Origin of the sequence: Burkholderia sp. D-99 (genome assembly GCF_011605345.1) — a bacterium.
GTDB lineage: Bacteria > Pseudomonadota > Gammaproteobacteria > Burkholderiales > Burkholderiaceae > Burkholderia.
In genome coordinates, this window is record NZ_JAAOXM010000003.1 from 235,839 (window position 1) to 258,533 (window position 22,695).

Sequence of the window (22,695 nt, forward strand, 5' to 3'; positions counted from 1 at the left end):
ATGCGTCTTTTCATCGCGGCCCCCGACATTTTCCCCGGCGATGCGGTAGGCAATCACTGTTTCGGCGTCGCGCGCGTCGCGCGCCGGCTCGGCTACGACGTCAGCCTGCATGCGCAGCACTACGCAGGCGATGTCGCGCCGATGGAAGCCCTGTTCGATACGATCACCGACGACGACACGCTGTGGGTCAGTTACTCGATCCACGATCCGCTGTTCGAGCGCGTGCTGGCGCTGCCGGGGAAGAAGCTCTGCTATTTCCACGGCGTGACGTCGCCCGAGCTGTTGCGCGAATTCGAGCCGGTGACGGCCGATCTTTGCGCGAAGTCGATCGAGCAGTTCCCGCTTCTCGCCCGATTCGGCTCGCTGCTCGCGAATTCGCGTTTCACCGCCGGTTCGCTCGCGCCGCATGTCGCGCCCGAAGACGTGCGGATCCTGCCGCCGGTCGCGGCCGACATGGCGGTGTTTCGTCATGTCTCGCCACCGCGTGCCGAGCGTGCGGCCGGCGCGCCGTTCGTGCTGCTGGTTGTCGGTCGCGTCGTGCCGCACAAACGGATCGAGGATGCGATCGATATCGTCGCCGGCGTTCGCCAGCGCGGTGTCGATGCGCGGCTGCAGGTGATCGGTACGGCACCCAATGGCCAGTACGCGGGCTTCCTGGTCGAACGCGCGCAGGCGCTTGGCGTGGCACCGTTCGTGGAGTTCGCGGGGATGGTCGACGACGAGAACCTGTTCGACCGCTTCGATCGCGCCGATGCGTTGCTGTCCGTGAGCAGGCATGAAGGTTTTTGTGTCCCCGTCCTGGAAGCGATGCATCTCGGCCTTCCGTCGTTCGTGCGCGACGGAACGGCGGCGAGCGAGGTGGGGGCGGGTGCTGCCTTCATCTTCGATTCACCGTCGGCGGCGATCGATGCAATCGCCGCGGTGGCGTCCGACCCGGCGCGTGCCATGCAAGCGGCGGCGTCAGGCAGGCGCCGCGCCGCTGCGCTGCTGGACGAGACCAGCGACGAGGTTTTCCGTGCCATTCTGGGTTCGGCACGCTAATATTGCCGGCTATTTTCGTTGGATATCAAAGTGTTGGATCCTCGCGTACTAATTACGACCTACCATCAGGCATTCCTCGTGCGTGGCGGTGGCGAGTACGAGATCTTCTCCGTTGCGGATAGCCTGAAGCAGCGCGGGATGATCGTCGATATCTACGGGCCCTATGCGCGCTCGATCGACGATTACGACGTCGTGCTGCATTTCTCGGTGCATGGAGGCGGTCTCGAATTGCTGGAGGCGGTCAAGGCTCGCGGCAAGCCGGTCGCGCTGTGGCCGAACCTGTGGGTGCGCGATTCCGCCGAGACGCCGGAGGCGCTCGTCAACCGTCACGTCAGCCTTGCCGACGCGGTCATCTTCAAGTCGGCCGCCGAACAACAGCACTTCGCGCAACGTTTCGGTTTGCCCGCCGACAAGGCGTGCCGGATCACCGTGGGCGCCGATGCGGCGTATCGACGCCCTGCGCCGCAGGGGCTCTTCAAGAGCCTCTATGGCGTCGATCGCTACGCGATCTGGTTCGGCGTGATCGAGCCGAACAAGAACCAGCTTGCCGCCGTGCGCGTGCTGCGCGAGAAGGGTATTCCGCTCGTGCTCGTCGGTCGCAGCCGCGACGAGGCGTACTACCAGGCATGCCGCGCGGCCGGCCGCGACAACGTGCTGTTCATCAAGGGGCTGCCGCAGAAGTCGGAAATTGTGCGTGCCGCGCTGCAAGAGTCGCTGTTCTACGTCGAGCTGTCGCATGAGCCGCCTGGCCTGTCGGCGATCGAGGCGGGCCTCGCCGGTTGCCGGTTGTTGTTGAGCGGCTCCGACTGGTCGCGCGAACATTTCGGCGACGCGGCGATCTATGCGGATCCGGCCGACGAGGCCGATATCGCGCGGGGCGTCGACGCGGTGCTCGCGATGCCGTCCGAGAATCCGTCGCTGGTCGACGAACTCACGCGATTCTGCCTGCCGGACGCAATCGATCCGCTGATCGACATCCTGCGAGGCATCGCGAAATGATGCTCTACCTAGTCAGGCATGGCCGCTCGCGCGCGAACGAAGCCGGTCTCGTGACCGGGACGCCGGCGGACGTGCTGAGTGACGAGGGACTGGTACAAGGCGCACGCATGGCGGCATGGCTGGCAGAGACCGGTATCGTCGCGGACCGCCATGTCGTCAGTCAGTGGAATCGTGCGCGCCAGACGGCCGACCTGCTGCTTCCGCATGCGCGATGGGAAGTCGATGCGCGTGTGGGCGAAACCGACGCCGGCGATGTGGCCGACTGGACGCTTGCGCGTTTTCTCGCTGCCGAGCCGCACTTTCACGATCATCCCGCCAATCGCTATCCGGGCGGCGAATCGCATCTGGAGTTGAACGAGCGCGTGCTGGGCTGGTTGCGCGCGCAACTCGAGCAGCGCTGCGAGCGCATGATGGTCGTCGCGCACTCCGGGCCGATCTCGTGCGTGCTGCAGCAGGTGACCGGAATCGGCATGGCGCGCTTCCCCGCGTTCCTGCCCGGTCATGCGAGCCTTTCGGTCGTCGATGTGCGGCTGCACGACGGAGAGCCGACGGGCCGCCTGCTCGGCTTTTCGCTCGGACCTGCATCGAATTTGCCGGCCGCCATGCGTGGCGCGGGCGGGCGGCAAGCATCATGACGAAAATCCTGGCTTTGCAGCGAGAGTCGCACGTAGCGTTCGGCGTTCCGTCGCTGTCGGTGGCGGCGCGCATCACCGAAGTGCTCGAATTCATGGAGGCGCGCGGCGAGCTGTCATTCACGGCGATTTCGGAAAACGACGAATGTGCGCGGGCAGGCGTCGACTGGTGCGACGTGCTGATCCTGAGCAAGCACAGTTCGCGGCAGGCCGTCGAACTGGTCAAGCGTGCACGCGAACGTGGCGTGCGCGTCGTCTATGATGTCGACGACTGGATCTTCTCGTTTCCGCGCTACAGCGGCGGTCAGGGCAACAACACGAAGCTCGGCCTGATCCATGAACTGATCGGCCTGTCCGATGCTGTGACGGTCGCGAACACCACGCTCCTGCGCAAGATCCAGCCGATCGTGCCGCACGCGATACTCGTTCCGAACGGCATGTGGGTCGAGAAATACGTGACGCCCGCCTGTGCTGCCGGCGAGGAAGCGTCGCCGCCGCGCATCGTGTTCACCAATGCCGATTTCCTGAAACTGCAGGCCGCGAAGGACATGCTGCTGACGGCGCTGCAGGTGTTCTTCCTGCGTCACCCGGAGTACGTGCTCGACTTCTACGGCGACCCGTTCCCGGAGATGTTCTCGTTGCCGTTCCTGCATTTCACGAACCGGATGCCGTACGCGGACTATATGCACGCGCTCGTCTCCGGGCGCTACCAGTTTGCGATTACGCCGCTCGGCAGCAGCGAGGACGCGGAGGCGGCCGAGTTCAACGCGTGCAAGAACCCGTTCAAGTATCTGAATTACGGTGCGGCGCAGGTGCCGGGGATCTACTCGCGCGCACCGATCTACGTCGACAGCGTGTCGGACGGCATGACCGGCCTGCTCGTCAGCAACGACTTCGACGGGTGGGTCGACGCATTCGAACGGCTCGCCGGCGATCGCGCGTTGCGTACCGGCATCCGGATGGCGGCATTCGAAGACGTGATGCGCAACCACCACGTGAGCGCGAGCGCCGATGTGTTATCCGAAGTGATTTCGGGCAGCCGGCGGTAACGGCTCCATTTCGAGCGATGGCGGACGACGCATGATTGCAGTGACGGGAGCGAACGGATTCGTCGGCCATGCCGTGCTGAGGCGGCTGGCCGAATACGGTTATGGCGCGGCGGGAATCGTCAGGCGTGCGCAGCCGGAACCGATAGCGCGGGAATGGGTATTCGACGCCGCCGATTTCGCCGGTATCGAGGCCGCGTGGCCGGACTGGCTGCATTGCGAGGCCGTGATTCATCTGGCCGCGCGCGTACACGTGATGGACGACCTCGACGCGGACCCGCTGGCGGCCTATCGTCGGACGAATGTCGACGGCGCATTGCGTGTCGCGAAAGCCGCCCGGCGCGCGGGCGCGCGGCGTTTCGTCTATGCCAGCAGCATCAAGGCGGTCGGCGAGAGCAGCAGCGGGCGGGCGCCGCTGGGCGAGGGCGACGAACCGCACCCGGACGACCCATACGGACGCTCGAAGCTCGAGGCGGAGCAGGCGCTGCGCGAGTTCGGCGCTCGCAGCGGCATGGAAATCGTGATCGTGCGGCCGCCGCTGGTCTATGGGCCCGGCGTGCGTGCGAATTTCCTGCGGCTGATGGACGTCGTGTCGAAGGGGGTGCCGCTACCGCTCGGCGCAGTCGACGCACGTCGCAGCCTGGTCTTTGTCGACAATCTTGCCGACGCGCTCGTACGGTGTGCCGTCGATGCGGCGGCAGCGGGCGAGACCTTTCATGTTGCCGACGATCGCGATCCCGGCGTCGCGGAACTGGCCCGGTTGATGGCGGCCGCGCTTCATGTCCGTGCGCGTCTGATTCCGGTGCCCGCAGCGTGGCTGCGCGCGGCCGGGCGGCTGACGGGGCGTTCCGCGCAAATCGATCGGCTCGCGGGCGAGTTGCGGCTCGACACGCGGCACATCCGGGAGGTGCTCGGCTGGCACCCGCCGTTCACGCTCGAGGACGGGTTGCGCGAGACGGCCCGGTGGTATCGCGCCACACACTGAGCCTATGCAGATCGACACCTTTCTCTCCAATGCGGCGACGCATGCGATCGTCGGTACGGTCGTCTCGGCCTGCCTGAGTGCGGGCATCCTGTGGATCCTGCTGCGCTCGGGGCTGGCATGGTCGCTCGCGACCGACGTGCCGAACGATCGCTCGCTTCACACGCGCCCGACACCGCGGGTGGGCGGCTGGGGCATCGTGCCGGTCGTGTGCGTACTGGTGGGGTTCTTCTCGCCGTCGCTGCGGGTCGTCGTGCTCGCAGCGGCCGCGCTGGCGCTGCTGTCGCAGATCGACGATCGGCGTGGGCTGCCGGCCCGCGTGCGATTCGCCGGCCACGTCGCCGCAGTCGCCGCGTTTCTGTTGGCTTATCCGGCCGGACTGCCGTGGTGGATGCTCGTCGGGATCGGCTTCCTGATGGTCTGGCTGGTCAATCTCTACAATTTCATGGATGGCGCGGACGGGCTCGCGGGCGGCATGGCGGTGTTCGGCTTTGGCGGCTATGCGCTCGTCGCGCTGGCCGGGCCGCATCCGTCGGCCGATCTCGCATGGTGCGCTGCCGTGGTCGCTGGCGCCGCCGCCGGTTTCCTCGTGCTCAATTTCCATCCGGCCCGGATTTTTCTTGGCGATGCCGGATCGATTTCGCTCGGTTTTCTAGCGGGCGCATTCGGTTTCTATGGATGGCGCAGCGGTGTCTGGCCGATCTGGTTGCCCGCTCAATTGTTCGCGCCGTTCATCGCGGATGCATCGGTTACATTGCTGAAACGTTTGTTGCGCGGCGAAAAGTTCTGGCAGGCGCATCGTGAGCATTACTATCAGCGGATGGTGCGCTCCGGGATCGGACATGCACGCACGGCATGCTGCTGGTATGCGGTGATGGGAGCAGGCATAATCGCCGCTACGTGGGCGCTTTGCCTGCCTGCACATCTGCAATGGGTTGCCGTACTGGCGTGGTATGGCGTGCTGGCGATGCTGGGGTACGTCGTTGATGTGCGCTGGCGCAAATTTCAAACAACCGTTTCAAAGTAAATCGAGGTGTGACGCCGATGTTTCGCCGTAAAGCGTCATGGCTGTCGTTCAGTGCATTCCTGTTCGACCTGCTGGCTGTCGTGGCCTCGTGGCTGGTCGCCTACCTGGTCCGTTTCAACGGCGTCGTTCCGGACGATTTCCTGCACGGTGCACTCAGTGCCCTGGGCTGGGTGCTGCCCGTCTACGCGTTGATGTTTCACGCTTTCGGCCTGTATCGCGGCCTCTGGGTGTTCGCGAGCCTTCCCGACCTGATGCGCATTTCGAAGGCGGTCGTGGTCGGCAGCCTCGTCGTCATGGTCGGGGCCGTGATGTTCCAGCCGCACCCGATCATTCCGCGTTCGGTGCTGCTGCTCTCGCCGATCCTGCTGTTCCTCATCATGGGCGGTGCCCGCGCGCTCTACCGTGCGACGAAGGAGTTCTACCTTTACGGCGGCCTCGTCGGGCAGGGCAAGCCGGTGCTGGTGCTTGGAGCCGGCACCGCCGGCGCCAGTCTGGCGCGCGAACTGTCGCGCTCGGGCGAGTGGCGGCTCGTCGGCCTGCTGGATGACGACACCACGAAGCAGGGGCGCGAGATCTATGGCTACAAGGTTCTCGGCTCGATCAACGATCTCGCACACTGGACCGATTCGATGAAGGTCGAGTACGCGATCATCGCGATTCCGTCGGCCTCCGTCGAAATGCAGCGTCGCGTTGCGACGCTGTGCGTGCGCGCCGGCGTGAAGGCAATGGTGCTGCCGTCGCTGACCGCGCTGATGCCGGGGCAGGGCTTCCTGTCGCAGGTGCGGAACATCGATCTCGAGGATCTGCTCGGCCGGGATGCCGTCACGATCGACACGCCGCACGTCGAGGCGCTATTGCGCGGCCGCGTCGTGATGGTGACGGGTGCGGGTGGCTCGATCGGCTCCGAGCTGTGCCGGCAGATCCTGCGTTTCGCGCCGGCGCAACTGGTTGCATTCGACCTGTCCGAATACGCGATGTACCGGCTGACCGAGGAACTGCGCGAGCGCTTCCCCGACCTGCCGGTCCTGCCGCTCATCGGCGATGCGAAGGATTCGCTGCTGCTCGACCAGGTGATGTCGCGCCATGCGCCGTACATCGTGTTCCATGCGGCCGCCTACAAGCACGTGCCGCTGATGGAGGAGCACAACGCATGGCAGGCGCTGCGCAACAACGTGCTCGGCACGTACCGCGTGGCCCGTGCGGCGATCCGCCACGACGTGCGTCACTTCGTGCTGATCTCGACCGACAAGGCCGTCAATCCGACCAACGTGATGGGCGCGAGCAAGCGCCTTGCGGAAATGGCCTGCCAGGCGTTGCAGCAGACGAGCGGGCGCACCCAATTCGAAACCGTGCGTTTCGGCAACGTGCTAGGCAGCGCGGGCAGCGTGATTCCGAAGTTCCAGCAGCAGATCGCGAAGGGCGGCCCGGTGACGGTCACGCACCCGGAGATCACACGCTTCTTCATGACGATCCCGGAAGCATCGCAACTCGTGCTGCAGGCGTCGAGCATGGGGCACGGCGGCGAGATCTTCATTCTCGACATGGGCGAGCCGGTGAAGATCGTCGATCTCGCATGCGACCTGATCCGACTGTACGGCTTCTCGGAGGAGCAGATCCGGATCGAGTTCACCGGGCTGCGGCCCGGCGAGAAGCTCTACGAGGAGCTGCTCGCGGACGACGAGGCGACGACGCGTACCCCGCACCCGAAGCTGCGGATCGCACGTGCGCGGGAGGTGCCGGACAATTTCCTCGACGAGCTGCTGCCGTGGCTGATGCAGCATCGCGTACTACCCGATGACGAAGTGCGGCGCGACCTGCGGCGCTGGGTGCCTGAATATCAGACGACCGTTACCCCGACGCTGCAGAGCGTGCCGTCGGTGCGTGTCGTATCGAACGGGTGACCCGGCCGGGCAAGGGGCCGAACCGCACGACAACGGCAATTAAAAAGCGCCCCGCAGGGCGCTTTTTTCTGTCCGGAAGCCGGCGGGCCGTTCAGTGGCTGCGCCGCTCTTTCCTCACGACCATCCACCTCGGCGCCCTGAACCGCACGATGCTGATGTACAGCCACACGTAGGTCAGCGCGAACAGCACGACGAACACGAACAGGTGCACCGTGTGCCGCCAGAACAGCGTCGCGGGTATTACCGCGACGAGGCACAGCAACCACAGGTACGGTGACGTCAGCGAATTGCGGCGCGTGAGGTCGTGCGCGTGCTTCGTGCCGACGGCCCAGCGCATCAGCCGCTTGTACACGAGCATGTGCAGGTGCACGCCGTCCGGGATGCCGGGCGACATGCCGCGGATGAATTTCTTCCGGTAGATCGAGAAGCAGGTTTCGAAGATCGGATACATGAACAGCAGCACCGGGTACCACGCGGATACCTCGCGGTTGCGCATCACGAGCATGATCGCGAGTTCCGCGAGCATGAAGCCGATGAAATACGCGCCGCCGTCGCCGAGGAAGATCAGCCCGGCCGGGAAATTCCACAGGAAGAAGCCGAGCACGGCGCCCATCATGATGATCGACGCGGACATGACGACCGGGTCGCCGACCTGGAATGCCACGTATGCGAGCGACGCGAACATCATGAAACTGACCATCGACGCGAGCCCGTTGAAGCCGTCGATGATGTTGACCGCGTTCGCGAGCGCCGCGACCGCGAGCACGGTGATGAACGCCGAAATGGCCGCGTAGTGGAGCAGGAAATCGAGCGGCGGCACGCTGATGCGCGTGACCGCGATGTTCATCAGCCAGAACGCGAGCGCGGCCGCGCCCATCGTGCAGAGCAGCCGCGCGCGCGGCGACACGCGCTTGGTCAGGTCCTCGACGAGGCCGGACAGGAACGCCGGCATTCCGCAGGCGGTGATGCCCAGGATGCTGCCGGCGATCGTCGGATAGCGCTCGAGCAAGATCAGGGCGGATGCGACGACGCCCGCGAGGATCCCGATGCCCCCGACCCGCGGCACGGGCCGCACGTGGAATTTCTGCACGCCGGCCAGGTCACTGTCGACCGAGAATTTCTCGTGAAGGTGCGCGTAGCGCACGATGAACAGCGTGACGAGCAGGGAGACGATGAAGCCGGACGCGAAGCTGAGCATGGGATCGCTCGAAAAATGGACAGCGGATTATACAAAACCGCGCGGGTTCCCCTCCTGCCATCGCCAGTGGTCGGCACACATTTCTTCGATGCCGAGCGTCGCGCGCCAGCCGATGATGTCGGCCGCGGCCTGCGGGTTCGCGTAGCACTCGGCGATGTCGCCCGGGCGGCGCGCGACGAGCTCGTACGGCACCGGGCGGCCCGATGCCTTCTCGAACGCGCGCACGACTTCCAGCACGCTGTAGCCCTGGCCCGTGCCGAGGTTCACGACGAAGCTCGCGTCGCGCTTCGCCAGCGCGTCGAGCGCGGCGATGTGCCCCTTCGCGAGATCGACGACGTGGATGTAGTCGCGCACGCCGGTGCCGTCCGGCGTCGGGTAGTCGGAGCCGAACACGCGCAGCCTTTCCAGCTTGCCGACCGCGACCTGCGCGACATACGGCATCAGGTTGTTCGGGATGCCGGCCGGATCCTCGCCGATCAGTCCGCTCGCATGCGCGCCGACCGGGTTGAAGTAGCGCAGCGTCGCGATGCGCCACGACGGGTCGGATACCTCGAGATCGCGCAGGATCTGCTCGGCGATCAGCTTCGACTGGCCGTACGGGTTCGTCGCGGACAGCGGGAACGATTCGTCGATCGGCGAGCGCTCGGGCACGCCGTACACGGTCGCGGACGAGCTGAACACGAACTGCTTCACGTTGCGCTCGCGCATGACCTTGAGCACGGCGAGCAGGCCGCCGATGTTGTTCTGGTAGTACTCGAGGGGCTTCGCGACCGATTCGCCGACGGCCTTGAGCGCCGCGAAATGGATCGTGCCGGTGATCGGATGCGCGTCGAACACCTTGGCGAGTGCGGCTTCGTCGCACACGTCGACCTGATGAAACGCGGGCGTCTTGCCCGTGATCCGCTCGATGCGGCGCACGGATTCTGCCTTGCTGTTGATGAGGTTGTCGACGATCACGACATCGTAGCCGTTGCCGAGCAACTCGACGGCCGTATGCGAGCCGATATAGCCCGCGCCGCCAGTAACGAGGATGGTGCCTTTAGCGGTCATTGCAGATGCGCTCCTTCAGAGTGTGAATCCGGTCAACGAATGGATGGTCTTCCTGTAGCACTCGACGACCTGCTGCTCGTCGAACTCCGCCGCGACCTTGTGCCGGCCGCGTGCGCCCATCGCCGCCCGGCCTTCCGGTCCGAGCGCGATCATGCGAATCATTTGCTCCGCGAGGCTCGCACCGTCGCGCACGCGGCACAGGAAACCCGTTTCGCCGTCGGCGACGACGTCGCGGCAGCCCGGCACGTCGGTCGCGACGATCGGGCGGCCCATCGCCGACGCTTCCATCAGCGTGCGCGGCACGCCTTCGCGGTACGACGGCAGTACGACGCAGTCGGCCGCCGCGATATGCGGGCGCACGTCGTGCGCTTCGCCGAGATACTCGACGACGCCTTCGCCGACCCACGCATCGACATCCGCGCGGCCGATCGCGCTCGGATTGTCGACGCCGAGCGGCCCGAGCAGCTGGAAGCGCGCGTTCGGGAAGCGTTCGCGCACGATGCGCGCGGCCTCCACGTACTCGCGCACGCCCTTGTCCCACAGCAGGCGGCCGATCAGGATGAAGACGGGGGCGTCGCCGGCAGGCAGCGGCACGGGCGCGAACTGTTCGAGGTCGACGCCTTCGCCGTGCAGCAGCCGTGCGCGGTCGGGATGCGCGAGCAACTGCTCGTCGGTGAAGGTGGCGAGATCGTCGCGGTTCAGGAACCAGACTTCACGCGGGAAGCGGAACGCGAACCGGTACAGGCGCTTCGCGACGCTTGCCGCGCGGCTCTTCTGGATGAAGACGTAGCCGAGCCCTGTCGTCACCGCGATCGACGGCACGCGCGCTAGCCACGCGGCGACCGAACCGTAGATGTTCGGCTTGATCGTGTAGTGGAACACGAGATCGGGCTGCAGCGCGCGGTAGTGACGCACCAGCGCGGCAAGCGTGCCGAGATCCTCGCGCGGGCTCGTGCCTTTCGACGCGACGGAGAGCGCCACGTAGCGGCAGCCCATCTGCTCGAGCAAGGGTACCGTGCGGTCGTGCGGCGCAATCACGACGACCTCGGCGCCGCGCGCGACGAGCGCGCGGATCAGCCCGTGGCGATACGTGTAGATCGCCCAGGCCGTGTTGCAGACGAGCGCGATGCGCAGCGGGGAGGTGGCGGACATGAAAAAAGAAAAAAATAAAGCGTCGAAATGGCCGAAAGCGCCGGATCCGCGTCAGGCGGACGGCCGGGCGGCGAACAGTGTCTGCTTGATCCGCTGCAACGTACGGTACGGCGTCACGAAATGCAGCAGGTTCTTGGCGAGGCCGGCCCAGTCGTACGGGTTCAGCGCGTTGAAGTGGCTCAGCAGCAGCGTGAGCGTCGACACCAGCTGACGCCGGCGCTTGGTCGCACTGATCCCGCCCTCGTTCAGTTCGTAATAGAGACCGAGTTCCGGCAGGTTCGCGCAATCGTAACGTTGCATTAACCGTAAAAAAAGATCGAGATCCTCGGCCGCACGGTATTTGGCGCGATAGTTCCCCACTTCGCGCACGGCGTCGATGCGCAGCATGACCGACGGGTGCACGAGCGGCGAGCGCAGAAAGCGCGTGCGGCGCAGCGTGCGCGGATCGGCGGGCGGCGTCAGCATGAAGCGGGGTTCGCCGGCGCGCGACACGACCTGCGTCCACATGCCGACGCAGGCCACGCGCGGGTGGGCGCCGAGATACGCGCGCTCCTTCGCGAGGCGCTGCGGCGCGGCGAGATCGCCCGCGTCGATGCGCGCCGCAAAGCGGAAGCCGCGCGCGGCGAGCGCGTCGATGCCGGCCGCGAGCGCGCGCTCGATGCCGCCGTTCTGCGGCATGCGCAGCACGTCGATCGTGAGGCCGGGCAGGTCGGGCGCGACAATCGGCGGCGTGCTGCCGTCATCGACGATCAGCACGTGCACGGGCGTGTCCTCGCGAAACGAGGCGAGGGTCCGAACGACGTCGTCGTGCCCGTTGTAGGCCGGCATCAGCACGGCCACGTCGTCGAGCGGGGGCGGGCAATCAGGGGACGTCATGGTCGCAGCTTGAAACGGATGTAATAAAAATTGACGGCGGTGGCGGCCAGATAGCCGGCCGCCAGCCCGACGAGCGCGCCGTACAGGCCGAGGCGCGGGATCGCGAACAGGTTGACGAGCGCGGCGATCGCAAGCGCGAGCAGCCATTTCGCCAGCAATACGAATTTTGCTTGATATTTGAGAACGATAAGATTGCCTATCGCCTCGATGCCGGCCGGCACCGACAGCCAGACCGCCCAGCGGAAGATGTCGACCGAGGCCTCGTAGCCGTGGCCGAACACCTTGCCGACGATCAGCGGGGCGGCGGCGTCGAGCACGAGCGCGCCGGCCGTCATCAGGCCGGCCGTCATCGCGATCAGCCGGACGATGTTGCGGCGCAGCCGCGCGACGTCCTGCACGCGGTAGACGAAGGCGGGCGCGATCGTCTGCGCGAGCATCAGCGCGAGTGTGATCCAGTTCTCGTTGAGCTGCTGCGCGGCCGAGTAACGGCCGAGATCGGCGAACGACACGTGACGCTCGAGCATCAGGCGGTCGAGCTTCAGGAACAGGTACATGCAGATGAGGCCGAGCCAGAACACGGTGCCGGCCGTCGCAAAGTGCCTGAACAGCGGTTTGTCGAACGTCCAGCCGAGTGCGCCGCCGTTACGATGCCGGTAGTACAGCAGCAGCGCGAAGCCGATGGCGGCGGCCTCGAGCGCCCACAGCCACGCGAAGCGGGCGGGGCCCGCGGCCGCGCGGACCAGCAGCCAGACGAGCAGCGCCTTCGCCAGCGCGGTGACCATGCTGGCGACGAGCTGCGGCTTGCTGTAGGTCATGCTCTGCAGCCACGCGTTGATGACGCCGACGAACGGCTCGCGGAACACCATCGTGACCGCCAGGCCCGCGAGCATCGCGCCGACCAGCGGATCGAAGGCGCCCGCGGCGATCGCGATCCAGGTCGCGACGAGCGCGGCGGCGGAGACGGCGATGCGCAGCGCGAACGCGCTGCCGAGTACCGCGCCGAGCTGGGCGGGCGGGCGCTGGACGATGGTCGGGACGAGAATTTCCGCGCCGCACACCCAGGTGAGCGGCGCCAGTACCAGGAGGAGCGTATTCGCATACTGCCATTTGCCGAACACATCTGGCCCGAAATAACGGGCCAGCAGGCCGCTGATCGCGATCGCGACGCCGATCTGCGTGAGCCGTTCGAGCCCCAGCCAGACCAGATTCGCGACGGCCTTCGCGACGTCCGGGTTGCCGAAGCGCTTCAGCATGCGCTGTGGCGGCGCGCGCGCAGGGCGGCCGGCAGGGCGCCCGGAGGCTGCAGGTTGGCGGCGGCGGGACGGCTAGGCATTAAAATGGGCGGCATGCGCGTCATCAAAACCCGCGATTATAAGTGGGATCGGGGTCGCTCCCGCCGTTGCGCGCCAGCGGTTGCGCTCCGCGCCGGGCCAGCATGTATCATGCGCGGCACCGGCGAGCGGCGGCCAGGCAAGCCAGACAATTTTCCATGCACGCAACTGAGAGAAGAGAATCGATGATCTCCCAATCCATCTTCAAGGCATATGACATCCGTGGCGTGGTCGGCAAGACGCTCGACGTCGACACGGCGCGCGGGATCGGCCGGGCATTCGGCAGCGAAGTGCGTGCGCAGGGCGGCGATGCGGTCGTCGTCGCGCGCGACGGCCGCCTGTCCGGGCCGGAGCTCGTCGGCGCGCTTGCCGACGGCCTGCGTGCGGCGGGCGTCGACGTCGTCGACGTCGGCATGGTGCCGACGCCGGTCGGCTATTTCGCGGCGAACGTCCCGCTCGCGCTGAAGGGCGGCGAGCGCCGCGTCGATTCGTGCATCGTCGTCACGGGCAGCCACAACCCGCCCGACTACAACGGCTTCAAGATGGTGCTGCGCGGCGGCGCGATCTACGGCGAGCAGATCCAGGCGCTGTACCGCCGCATCGTCGACGAGCGTTTCGAGACGGGCAACGGCTCGTACGAACAGTTCGACGTGGCCGACCAATACATCGCGCGCATCGTCGGCGACATCAAGCCGGCCCGCCCGATGAAGCTCGTCGTCGACGCCGGCAACGGCGTGGCCGGCCCGCTCGCGACGCGCCTGTTCAAGGCGCTCGGCTGCGAACTCGTCGAGCGCTTCACCGACATCGACGGCACGTTCCCGAACCACCACCCCGATCCCGCCCACCCGGAAAACCTGCAGGACGTGATCCAGGCGCTGAAGGACACCGACGCCGAAATCGGTTTCGCGTTCGACGGCGACGGCGACCGCCTCGGCGTCGTCACGAAGGACGGCCAGATCATCTATCCGGACCGCCAGCTGATGCTGTTCGCGGAAGAAGTGCTGTCGCGCAACCCGGGCGCGCAGATCATCTACGACGTGAAGTGCACGCGTCACCTCGCGCAGTGGATCAAGTCGAAGGGCGGCGAACCGCTGATGTGGAAGACGGGCCACTCGCTCGTGAAGGCGAAGCTGCGCGAGACGGGTGCGCCGCTCGCCGGTGAAATGAGCGGCCACGTGTTCTTCAAGGATCGCTGGTACGGCTTCGACGACGGTCTCTACACGGGCGCGCGCCTGCTCGAGATCCTCACGAAGACGGCCGACCCGAGCGCGCTGCTGAACGGGCTGCCGGACGCGATGAGCACGCCCGAACTGCAGCTCTGGCTCGACGAAGGCGAGAACTTCCGCCTGATCGACAAGCTGCAGAAAGAAGCGAAGTTCGACGGCGCCGAGGAAGTCGTGACGATCGACGGCCTGCGTGTCGAGTACCCGGACGGCTTCGGCCTCGCGCGTTCGTCGAACACGACGCCGGTCGTCGTGATGCGTTTCGAAGCCGAGACGCAGGAAGGGCTCGAGCGCATCCAGGAGGACTTCCGCCGCGTGCTGACGGCCGCGAAGCCGGACGTCAAGCTGCCGTTCTGAGTGTCGGCGGCCGGCGGGCCGCCAACGGCGCGAGGGTGGGTCCAATCGTCGCGCCATCCCCGAAAAGCGGCGCACGCCAAAGGCGTGCGGCCGCTTTTTGTCTGTCTGGCCCCCCGGGCGCGATAAAATCCCCCCTTTATGCTTGTCGCCGGCTGCCTGCCGGCGTTTTTTCAGCGTGCAAAAGATCCTGATCGTGCGCGTGTCGTCGCTGGGCGACGTCGTGCACAACATGCCGGTGATCGCCGATATCCGGCGCCGCCACCCCGATGCGCAGATCGACTGGCTCGTCGAGGAAAGCTTCGTCGACCTCGTGAAGCTCGTCGACGGCGTGCGCGACGTGCTGCCGTTCTCGCTGCGCCGCTGGCGCAAGAAGCCGTTCTCGGGCGCCACGTGGCGCGAGATCCGCGCCTTCCGCCAGCGCCTCGCGGCCGAGCAGTACGACCTCGTGATCGACTGCCAGGGCCTGATCAAGACGGCCTGGGTCGCGAGCTGGGCGCGCGGCCCGCTCGTCGGGCTCGGCAACCGTACCGACGGCGCCGGCTACGAATGGCCCGTGCGTTTCTTCTACCGCAAGCGCGTGCCGATCGCACCGCGCACGCACGTCGTCGAGCGCTCGCGGCAACTCGTCGCGGCCGCGCTGGGCGACCCGGCGCCGACGCCGGCCGATCCGGTCGACTTCGGCCTCGACACGCGTGCGGCGGCGCTCGCGGTGGCCGCGCTCGGCCTGAACCTGCCGGTGCCGTACGTGGTGTTCGTCCATGCGACGTCGCGCGCCGACAAGCAGTGGCCGGACGCCGCGTGGATCGAGCTCGGCCAGTCGCTCGTGCGGCGCGGCGCGTCGCTCGTGCTGCCGTGGGGCAACGACGCGGAGCGCGCGACCAGCGAGCGGCTCGCGAAGGAGTTCGGCGCGGCGGCGATCGTGCCGCCGCGGCTGTCGCTGCCAGCCGTGGTTGGCCTGATCGACGGCGCGGCCGCCACCGTCGGGGTTGATACAGGTCTGGTTCACATCGCGGCGGCGCTGAAGCGTCCGACGGTCGAACTGTACAATTTCGCGACGGCCTGGCGGACCGGCGGCTACTGGTCGCCGAACGTCATCAATCTCGGCACGGCGGGGCAGCCCCCGTCGATCGCGCAGGTGAAGTCGGCGCTCGCGGGCTTCGGCCTCCTGTAACGCTGTCACACGCACGAACCCGCGCGAACCCACGCGAACCGATCATGAGCGAATCCCAGATCATCGAAGTCCCGTCCGCCGACTGGAGCGGACACAACCTGTCGGCGCCGCGCGAGCAACTGCTGGCCGCCGTCGAGGAAGGCAAGGTGCTGTATTTCCCGCACCTGCGCTTCGCGATCGAAGGCGGCGAGGAAGCGCTGCTCGATCCGGCGCTCGCCGACCCGAAACGCAAGAACATCAGCCTCGCGCCGAACGGCGGCGCGCTCGCCGGCGTGCTCGGCGACAGCGTCACGCAGTCGGCGGTGCGCGCGCTCGTCGCGCGCTTCCAGCAACAGGCCGGCACGCTCGTCGACGGCCTGTTTCCCGAATACCGCGGCAAGCTGCGCGTCGCGCCGACGAGCCTGCGGCTGATGCAGGTCGAGACGCGCCAGACGTCATGGCGCAAGGACGACAGCCGGCTGCACGTCGACGCGTTCCCGTCGCGGCCCAACTACGGCGAGCGCATCCTGCGCGTGTTCACGAACGTGAACCCGGCCGGCGTGCCGCGCGTGTGGCGCGTCGGCGAGCCGTTCGAGGACGTCGCGAAGCGCTTCCTGCCGTCGATCAAGCCGCAACTGCCGGGCGCTGCGTGGCTGCTGAACCTGCTGCACGTGACGAAGTCGCCGCGCAGCGCGTACGACCACCTGATGCTGAACCTGCACGACAGCATGAAGGCCGATCTCGACTACCAGAAGACGAGCCCGCAGGAGACGATGCCGTTTCCGCCGGGCTGCGTGTGGATATGTTTCTCGGATCAGACTTCGCACGCTGTGATGTCCGGCCAGTTCATGCTCGAGCAGACCTTCTTCCTGCCGGTCGACGCGATGGTTCGCCGCGAATGCGCGCCGCTCGGCATTCTCGAACGCCTGCAGGGCAGGGCGCTGGTTTGAGCGCACACCTGCTTCGATTCAATACGAGGGCTGCCGCATGCTGAGGGCGATCTATCGCGCGCTGTGGTGGCTCGTCGCTCCTGTCGCTGTCATCCGGCTCTACGTGCGTTCGCGCAAGGAGCGCGGCTACCGCGAGCACATCGGCGAACGTTTCGGCTACGTGACGGGCCGCTCGCGTGACGAACGCGCGCCGCTGATCTGGGTGCATGCGGTATCGGTCGGCGAGACGCGCGCGGCGCAGCCGCTAATCGATGCGCTGATGCGCGTGCGCCCCGATGCACGCATCCTGCTCACGCACATGACGCCGAGCGGCCGTGCGACCGGCGAACAGATCTTCGGTGATCGCGTGCTGCGCTGCTACCTGCCGTACGACATGCCCGGTGCGGTGCGGCGTTTCCTGCACGCATGGCGGCCGACGCTCGGCCTCGTGATGGAAACCGAGGTGTGGCCCACGCTGATCGACGAATGCCGCCGCGCGGACGTACCGCTGGTGCTGACCAATGCGCGCATGTCCGCGCGTTCGTTCCGGCGCGCGGGGAAGTTCGGCGCGGCGACGCACGACGTGTTCGGCGGCTTCTCGCGTGTGCTCGCGCAGAGCCCGGCCGATGCGGAGCGGCTGACGTCGCTCGGCGCGCGCAACGTGACCGTGCTCGGCAACCTGAAGTTCGACATGACGACGCCGCCGGAACTCGCGGCACGCGGCCATGCGTGGCGCGACGCGATCGGCGCGCGGCCCGTGTGGGTCGCCGCGAGCACGCGCGAGAACGAGGAGGCGCTGGTGCTGCAGGCGTTCGCCGCGATGCGTACGCCCGGCGCGCTGCTGGTGCTCGTGCCGCGTCATCCGCAGCGCTTCGCCGAGGTCGAGGCGCTCGTCGAGCGCAACGGGCTCAAGTGCGTGCGACGCTCCGCATGGGCGGCCGACGCGGCGGCGCTCGCGGCCGGCCGGCCGGCCGCCGAACCGCTGCCGGACGACGTGACGGTGCTGCTCGGCGATTCGATGGGCGAGCTCGGTGCGTATTACGCGGCCGCCGACGTCGCGTTCATCGGCGGCAGCCTGCTGCCGCTCGGCGGCCAGAACCTGATCGAAGCGTGCGCGGTCGGCGTGCCGGTGCTGATCGGGAAGCACGTATTCAACTTCACGCAGGCGACCGCCGACGCGGTCGCGGCCGGCGCCGCGCTGCAGGTCGAGGATCCGCTCGATCTCGCGCACGTGCTCGACGCGCTGTTTGCCGACAAGGCGCGGCGCATCGCGATGGGGGCGGCCGGCGCGGCCTTCGCGGCGCGTCACCGCGGCGCGACCGCGCGCACGGTCGATGTGCTCGCGGCACTGTTGCCGCCCGCCGAACGCGGCACACGCGCGCTGCAGGACGCGCAGGACACGTCCGACGACTAGACGAAGGCGGTGCAATGCCGCCGGGCGCATGCGTGGCGGCACCGTGTGGCGCCGCCGCGCCGCTCAGACCGTCAGCAAGCCCTTCTTCTCGATGAATGCGATCACGTCCGCGACGCCTTCGAGCGCCTTCAGGTTCGTCATCACGTAAGGCCGCTCGCCGCGCATTTTCTTCGTGTCGGACGCCATCACGTCGAGGTTCGCGCCGACCAGCGGCGCGAGATCGGTCTTGTTGATCACGAGCAGGTCGGACTTCGTGATGCCGGGGCCGCCCTTGCGCGGAATCTTCTCGCCGCCCGCGACGTCGATCACGTAGATCGTCAGGTCCGACAGCTCGGGGCTGAAGGTTGCCGCGAGATTGTCGCCGCCCGATTCGATGAACACGATGTCGGCGTCGGGAAAGCGCGACAGCATCCGGTCGACGGCCTCGAGGTTGATCGACGCATCCTCGCGGATCGCCGTGTGCGGGCAGCCGCCCGTCTCGACGCCCATGATGCGCTCCTCGGGCAGCGCGCCCGCGACCGTCAGCAGCCGCTGGTCTTCCTTCGTATAGATGTCGTTGGTGATCGCGACGAGGTCGTAGCGCTCGCGCATCGCCTTGCACAGCATTTCGAGCAGCGTGGTCTTGCCGGAGCCGACGGGGCCGCCGATGCCGACGCGCAGCGGCGGCAGTTTCTTCGTGCGGCGGGCGGAGGAGGGAGCGGGTGCGTTCATGGCGTGTGTCGTGTTCAGGAGCGGAACAACCGCGAATACTGGGTTTCGTGCCGCGCGGACAGGATGCCGAGCTGCGGCGCGAACGTGTTGACGGCGTCGGGCGGCGTCGCGAGCGCGCGGCGTACGGCCGCGTCGACCGCGCCGCGCAGCGCGACGATGATGCGTTGCCCGGCGAGCTGGCCGAGCGGCACGGCCTTCAGCGCGGCGGACGTCTGGTTCTCGACCCAGCTGAATGCGTACGCGGCAAGTACGGCGTCGGCGCTCGCGTCGTGCGCGGCGGCTGCGTATGCGAACGCGGTCGGTAGCGCGATCGGCGAAATCGACGCGAGCGTCGCGCGGCGTGCGGCATCGCCCCATTCGAGCGACGCGCACAATTGCGCGAGCGACCAGCCCATCTGTTCGGTCTCGCGGCGCAGTTCCGCCGATTCGCGGCTCGCGATGAACCACGCGTTTTCGGAGACGAGCGCCGCCGCGTCGTGCGCATGCCAGCGCGCGAGCTGGTGTGCGAGGAACGGCAGCTCGCCGTGCGCGAGCACGTCGGTCAGGCCGCTCGCAATCCAGTCGCGCGCGGTATCCGCGTCGTGGATCAGGTTTGCGTCGAGCGCCGCTTCAAGCCCCTGCGAATAGCTGAACGCGCCGATCGGCAGTGCCGGCGACGCGAGGTGCAGCAGCGTGACGAGTTCAGTGGTGGTCATGGCCGTGGCCGTGCGTGCATCCGGGACCATGCTGATGATCGTGATCGTGATCGTGCGAATGCGAGTGGCCGTGATGCTCGCCGAACACCTGCTGCGCAAGCGCGTAGTCCTCGGCGAACGTCGCGTCGTGCCCGTGCTTGTGGCCGCCGCCGTACGCGCCGGCTTCCGGCTGGAACGGCGCGAGGGTCTCCTCGACCTGCGTGCCGAGCCGGCGCAGCATGTCGGCGAGTACCGGGTCGGCTTCGAGCTTCAAGTAACCGTCGCCGATCTCGACCGGCGTGTGACGGTTGCCGAGGTGGTAGGCGGCGCGCATCAGCGTGAGCGGGTCGGCCGCGCGCACGCGCAGCACGGTTTCGGCCGCCGCGGCGATGCGCACGAGCGCGCCGTCGTCGGCGACGAGCACGTCACCGTCGCGCAGGATCGTGCCGCGCGGCAGCAGGACGGCGACGTCCTCGCCGGTGTCGAGCGTCGCCGCGAGGCGGCTCTTGCAGCGGGCGTCATAGGCGAGCGTGAGCGTCGGCGCGCGCGCGACGAGCGACGCGGCGAGTTTCACGTTCGGGGCAATGCGTTTGTCGAGGGTGCGCATGAAACGGGGAACCGGAAATCAGAACAGGAAATAGCGCTGCGCCATCGGCAGCACCGTCGCCGGCTCGCAGGTGAGCAACTGGCCGTCGGCGATCACGTCGTAGGTTTCGGGATCGACGCTGATCGACGGGCGCCACGCGTTGTGGATCATGTCGGCCTTCGTCACGTTGCGGCAGTTGCGCACGGGCACGATCCGCTTCGCGAGGCCGTAGCGTTCCGCGATGCCCGCATCGGCCGCCATCTGCGACACGAAGGTCAGCGACGTGCGGGCGAGTGCACCGCCGCGCGTCGCGAACATCTCGCGATAGTGGACCGGCTGCGGCGTCGGGATCGACGCATTCGGGTCACCCATCTGCGCCATCGCGATCATCCCGCCCTTCAGGATCATCGACGGCTTGATCCCGAAGAACGCGGGCTCCCACAGCACGAGGTCGGCCCACTTGCCGGGTTCGATCGAGCCGACTTCGTGCGCGATGCCGTGCGTGAGCGCCGGGTTGATCGTGTACTTCGCGACGTAGCGCTTCGCGCGGAAATTATCGTTGCGTGTGGTGTCTTCCGGCAGCGCGCCGCGCTGCACCTTCATCTTGTGCGCGGTCTGCCACGTGCGGATGATCACTTCGCCGACGCGGCCCATCGCCTGCGAATCGGACGACAGCATCGACAGCGCGCCGAGATCGTGCAGGATGTCCTCGGCCGCGATCGTCTCGCGGCGGATCCGCGATTCGGCGAACGCGAGATCCTCGGCGATCGACGGGTCGAGGTGATGGCACACCATCAGCATGTCGAGATGCTCGTCGAGCGTGTTGATCGTGTACGGGCGTGTCGGGTTGGTCGACGACGGCAGCACGTTCGCTTCGCCGCACACCTTCAGGATGTCGGGCGCATGGCCGCCACCCGCGCCTTCGGTGTGGTACGTGTGGATCGTGCGGCCCTTGAACGCGGCGACCGTCGATTCGACGAAGCCGCCTTCGTTCAGTGTGTCGGTATGGATCGCGACCTGCGTGTCGGTGTCGTCGGCGACCGACAGGCAGTTGTCGATCGCGGCGGGCGTCGTGCCCCAGTCCTCGTGCAGCTTCAGCCCGATTGCGCCGGCCGCGATCTGCTCGACGAGCGGTTCCGGCAAGCTCGCGTTGCCCTTGCCGAGGAAGCCGAGGTTGATCGGCCAGCCGTCGGCGGCCTGCAGCATCCGCTCCATGTGCCACGGGCCGGGCGTGCAGGTCGTCGCGTTGGTGCCGGTGGCCGGCCCCGTGCCGCCGCCGAGCATCGTCGTGACGCCCGACGCGAGCGCCTCGTCGATCTGCTGCGGGCTGATGAAGTGGATGTGCGTGTCGATGCCGCCGGCCGTCACGATCAACCCTTCGCCGGCGATCACTTCGGTCGCCGCGCCGATCGCGATCGTCACGCCCGGCTGGATGTCGGGATTGCCGGCCTTGCCGATCGCGGCGATGCGGCCGTGCTTGATCGCGATGTCGGCTTTCACGATGCCCCAGTGATCGAGGATCACCGCGTTCGTGATGATCGTGTCGGGCACGTCGGCGGCCACGCGCTGCGACTGGCCCATGCCGTCGCGGATCACCTTCCCGCCGCCGAATTTCACTTCCTCGCCGTAGGTCGTGTAATCGCGTTCGATCTCGATCAGCAGTTCGGTATCGGCGAGCCGGACGCGGTCGCCCGTCGTCGGCCCGAACATTTCCGCGTACGCGCGGCGGCTCAAGCGTAGTGTCATGTCGTGCTGTTCCTGAAGAGCGGGGCGCGGCTTACAGCGGCCCCATCACCTTGCCCTGAAAACCGTAGACGGCGCGATCGCCCGCGAGTGCGACCAGCTCGACGGTACGCGTCTGGCCCGGCTCGAAGCGCACGGCGGTGCCGGCCGCGATGTTCAGGCGAAAGCCGCGTGCGGTCGCGCGATCGAACGACAGCGCGTCGTTGACTTCGAAGAAGTGATAGTGCGAGCCGACCTGCACCGGGCGGTCGCCGGTGTTCGCGACGACGAGCGTGAGCGTTTCGCGGCCCACGTTCAGTTCGTGGTCGCCGTCGTCGGTGAGGATTTCGCCGGGGATCATGCGGGGCCTCACGGAATCGGGTGATGGACGGTCACGAGCTTCGTGCCGTCGGGGAAGGTCGCCTCGACCTGGATGTCGGGGATCATCTCCGGCACGCCGTCCATCACGTCGTCGCGCGTGAGCAGCGTCGTGCCGTAGTGCATCACCTCGGCGACCGTCTTGCCGTCGCGCGCGGCTTCCATCAGCGCGGCGGTGATGAAGGCGACCGCCTCCGGATAGTTGAGCTTCAGGCCGCGTGCGCGACGGCGCTCGGCCAGCAGCGCCGCCGTGAAGATCAGCAGCTTGTCCTTCTCTCGGGGAGTCAGTTTCATGAAGGCAAACGTTCAGGAAAAC

22 protein-coding genes are annotated in these 22,695 nt (G+C 67.2%); 11 read left to right on the forward strand and 11 right to left on the reverse strand.

The genetic code is table 11. The features are described from left to right. From HAV18_RS14995 to HAV18_RS15025, 7 genes are read left to right on the forward strand one after another with little or no spacing between them, the layout of a single operon-like run. Positions 1-1,041, forward strand: a complete 1,041-nt coding sequence (locus HAV18_RS14995) for a glycosyltransferase (RefSeq protein ID WP_166957135.1) — start codon at positions 1-3, stop codon at positions 1,039-1,041. A gap of 30 nt (positions 1,042-1,071) precedes the next feature. Then, positions 1,072-2,040, forward strand: a complete 969-nt coding sequence (locus HAV18_RS15000) for a glycosyltransferase (protein ID WP_347814757.1) — start codon at positions 1,072-1,074, stop codon at positions 2,038-2,040. Beyond that, positions 2,037-2,675, forward strand: a complete 639-nt coding sequence (locus HAV18_RS15005) for a histidine phosphatase family protein (protein WP_166957137.1) — start codon at positions 2,037-2,039, stop codon at positions 2,673-2,675. The genes HAV18_RS15000 and HAV18_RS15005 overlap by 4 nt, the downstream gene beginning before the upstream one ends. Continuing rightward, on the forward strand, positions 2,672-3,721 hold the full coding sequence (locus tag HAV18_RS15010; protein ID WP_166957139.1) for a glycosyltransferase: 1,050 nt from the start codon (positions 2,672-2,674) through the stop codon (positions 3,719-3,721). Before HAV18_RS15005 ends, HAV18_RS15010 begins: the two co-directional genes overlap by 4 nt. 31 nt (positions 3,722-3,752) lie before the next feature. Continuing rightward, positions 3,753-4,703, forward strand: coding sequence for an NAD-dependent epimerase/dehydratase family protein (locus tag HAV18_RS15015; RefSeq protein ID WP_166957141.1), 951 nt, complete (start codon positions 3,753-3,755; stop codon positions 4,701-4,703). 4 nt (positions 4,704-4,707) lie between these two features. Then, positions 4,708-5,727, forward strand: coding sequence for a glycosyltransferase family 4 protein (locus tag HAV18_RS15020; protein WP_166957144.1), 1,020 nt, complete (start codon positions 4,708-4,710; stop codon positions 5,725-5,727). Between the two features lie 17 nt (positions 5,728-5,744). After that, complete coding sequence (locus tag HAV18_RS15025; protein WP_166957146.1) at positions 5,745-7,628, forward strand: nucleoside-diphosphate sugar epimerase/dehydratase; 1,884 nt, start codon at positions 5,745-5,747, stop codon at positions 7,626-7,628. 91 nt (positions 7,629-7,719) lie between these two features. On the opposite strand, the gene HAV18_RS15030 is transcribed toward HAV18_RS15025, so the two are convergent. Genes HAV18_RS15030 through HAV18_RS15050 form a run of 5 tightly spaced genes read right to left on the reverse strand, consistent with a single transcriptional unit; the run spans position 7,720 to position 13,157 of the window. Next, positions 7,720-8,826: a glycosyltransferase gene (locus HAV18_RS15030; RefSeq protein ID WP_166957148.1), complete on the reverse strand. Its 1,107-nt coding sequence runs from the start codon at positions 8,824-8,826 to the stop codon at positions 7,720-7,722. 27 nt (positions 8,827-8,853) lie between these two features. Then, a complete protein-coding gene (gene galE, locus HAV18_RS15035; protein ID WP_166957150.1) occupies positions 8,854-9,876 on the reverse strand; it encodes a UDP-glucose 4-epimerase GalE in 1,023 nt (340 codons plus the stop codon). A 15-nt stretch (positions 9,877-9,891) separates the two neighbouring features. Beyond that, positions 9,892-11,028, reverse strand: coding sequence for a glycosyltransferase family 4 protein (locus HAV18_RS15040; RefSeq protein WP_166957152.1), 1,137 nt, complete (start codon positions 11,026-11,028; stop codon positions 9,892-9,894). Positions 11,029-11,079: 51 nt separating this feature from the next. After that, positions 11,080-11,904, reverse strand: coding sequence for a glycosyltransferase (locus HAV18_RS15045; RefSeq protein WP_166957154.1), 825 nt, complete (start codon positions 11,902-11,904; stop codon positions 11,080-11,082). Beyond that, positions 11,901-13,157 (reverse strand): lipopolysaccharide biosynthesis protein, encoded by a 1,257-nt coding sequence (locus tag HAV18_RS15050; RefSeq protein WP_166957156.1) that lies wholly within the window; start codon positions 13,155-13,157, stop codon positions 11,901-11,903. The genes HAV18_RS15045 and HAV18_RS15050 overlap by 4 nt, the downstream gene beginning before the upstream one ends. 263 nt (positions 13,158-13,420) lie before the next feature. On the opposite strand from HAV18_RS15050, the gene HAV18_RS15055 reads away from it, so the two are divergent. The 4 genes from HAV18_RS15055 to waaA all read left to right on the forward strand — a co-directional run bounded on the left by HAV18_RS15055 (position 13,421) and on the right by waaA (position 18,308). Then, positions 13,421-14,815, forward strand: coding sequence for a phosphomannomutase/phosphoglucomutase (locus HAV18_RS15055; RefSeq protein ID WP_166957158.1), 1,395 nt, complete (start codon positions 13,421-13,423; stop codon positions 14,813-14,815). A gap of 175 nt (positions 14,816-14,990) precedes the next feature. Next, positions 14,991-15,986: a lipopolysaccharide heptosyltransferase I gene (gene waaC / locus HAV18_RS15060; RefSeq protein ID WP_166957160.1), complete on the forward strand. Its 996-nt coding sequence runs from the start codon at positions 14,991-14,993 to the stop codon at positions 15,984-15,986. Positions 15,987-16,030: 44 nt separating this feature from the next. Beyond that, the gene (locus tag HAV18_RS15065; RefSeq protein ID WP_166957162.1) at positions 16,031-16,915 is read left to right on the forward strand and encodes a Kdo hydroxylase family protein; all 885 of its coding nucleotides are present in this window, start codon (positions 16,031-16,033) and stop codon (positions 16,913-16,915) included. A 37-nt stretch (positions 16,916-16,952) separates the two neighbouring features. Further along, on the forward strand, positions 16,953-18,308 hold the full coding sequence (gene waaA, locus HAV18_RS15070) for a lipid IV(A) 3-deoxy-D-manno-octulosonic acid transferase (RefSeq protein WP_166957164.1): 1,356 nt from the start codon (positions 16,953-16,955) through the stop codon (positions 18,306-18,308). Between the two features lie 63 nt (positions 18,309-18,371). On the opposite strand, the gene ureG is transcribed toward waaA, so the two are convergent. From ureG to ureA, 6 genes are read right to left on the reverse strand one after another with little or no spacing between them, the layout of a single operon-like run. Then, on the reverse strand, positions 18,372-19,019 hold the full coding sequence (ureG, locus tag HAV18_RS15075) for an urease accessory protein UreG (RefSeq protein ID WP_069746001.1): 648 nt from the start codon (positions 19,017-19,019) through the stop codon (positions 18,372-18,374). 14 nt (positions 19,020-19,033) lie between these two features. Further along, positions 19,034-19,714 (reverse strand): urease accessory protein UreF, encoded by a 681-nt coding sequence (locus HAV18_RS15080; protein ID WP_166957166.1) that lies wholly within the window; start codon positions 19,712-19,714, stop codon positions 19,034-19,036. Next, the gene (gene ureE / locus HAV18_RS15085) at positions 19,701-20,300 is read right to left on the reverse strand and encodes an urease accessory protein UreE (protein WP_166957168.1); all 600 of its coding nucleotides are present in this window, start codon (positions 20,298-20,300) and stop codon (positions 19,701-19,703) included. Before ureE ends, HAV18_RS15080 begins: the two co-directional genes overlap by 14 nt. Before the next feature lie 18 nt (positions 20,301-20,318). Further along, complete coding sequence (gene ureC / locus HAV18_RS15090; RefSeq protein WP_166957170.1) at positions 20,319-22,025, reverse strand: urease subunit alpha; 1,707 nt, start codon at positions 22,023-22,025, stop codon at positions 20,319-20,321. 31 nt (positions 22,026-22,056) lie between these two features. Then, the gene (locus HAV18_RS15095; protein ID WP_166957178.1) at positions 22,057-22,362 is read right to left on the reverse strand and encodes an urease subunit beta; all 306 of its coding nucleotides are present in this window, start codon (positions 22,360-22,362) and stop codon (positions 22,057-22,059) included. An 8-nt stretch (positions 22,363-22,370) separates the two neighbouring features. Then, positions 22,371-22,673: an urease subunit gamma gene (ureA, locus tag HAV18_RS15100; RefSeq protein WP_006406310.1), complete on the reverse strand. Its 303-nt coding sequence runs from the start codon at positions 22,671-22,673 to the stop codon at positions 22,371-22,373. Positions 22,674-22,695 lie beyond the last annotated feature (22 nt).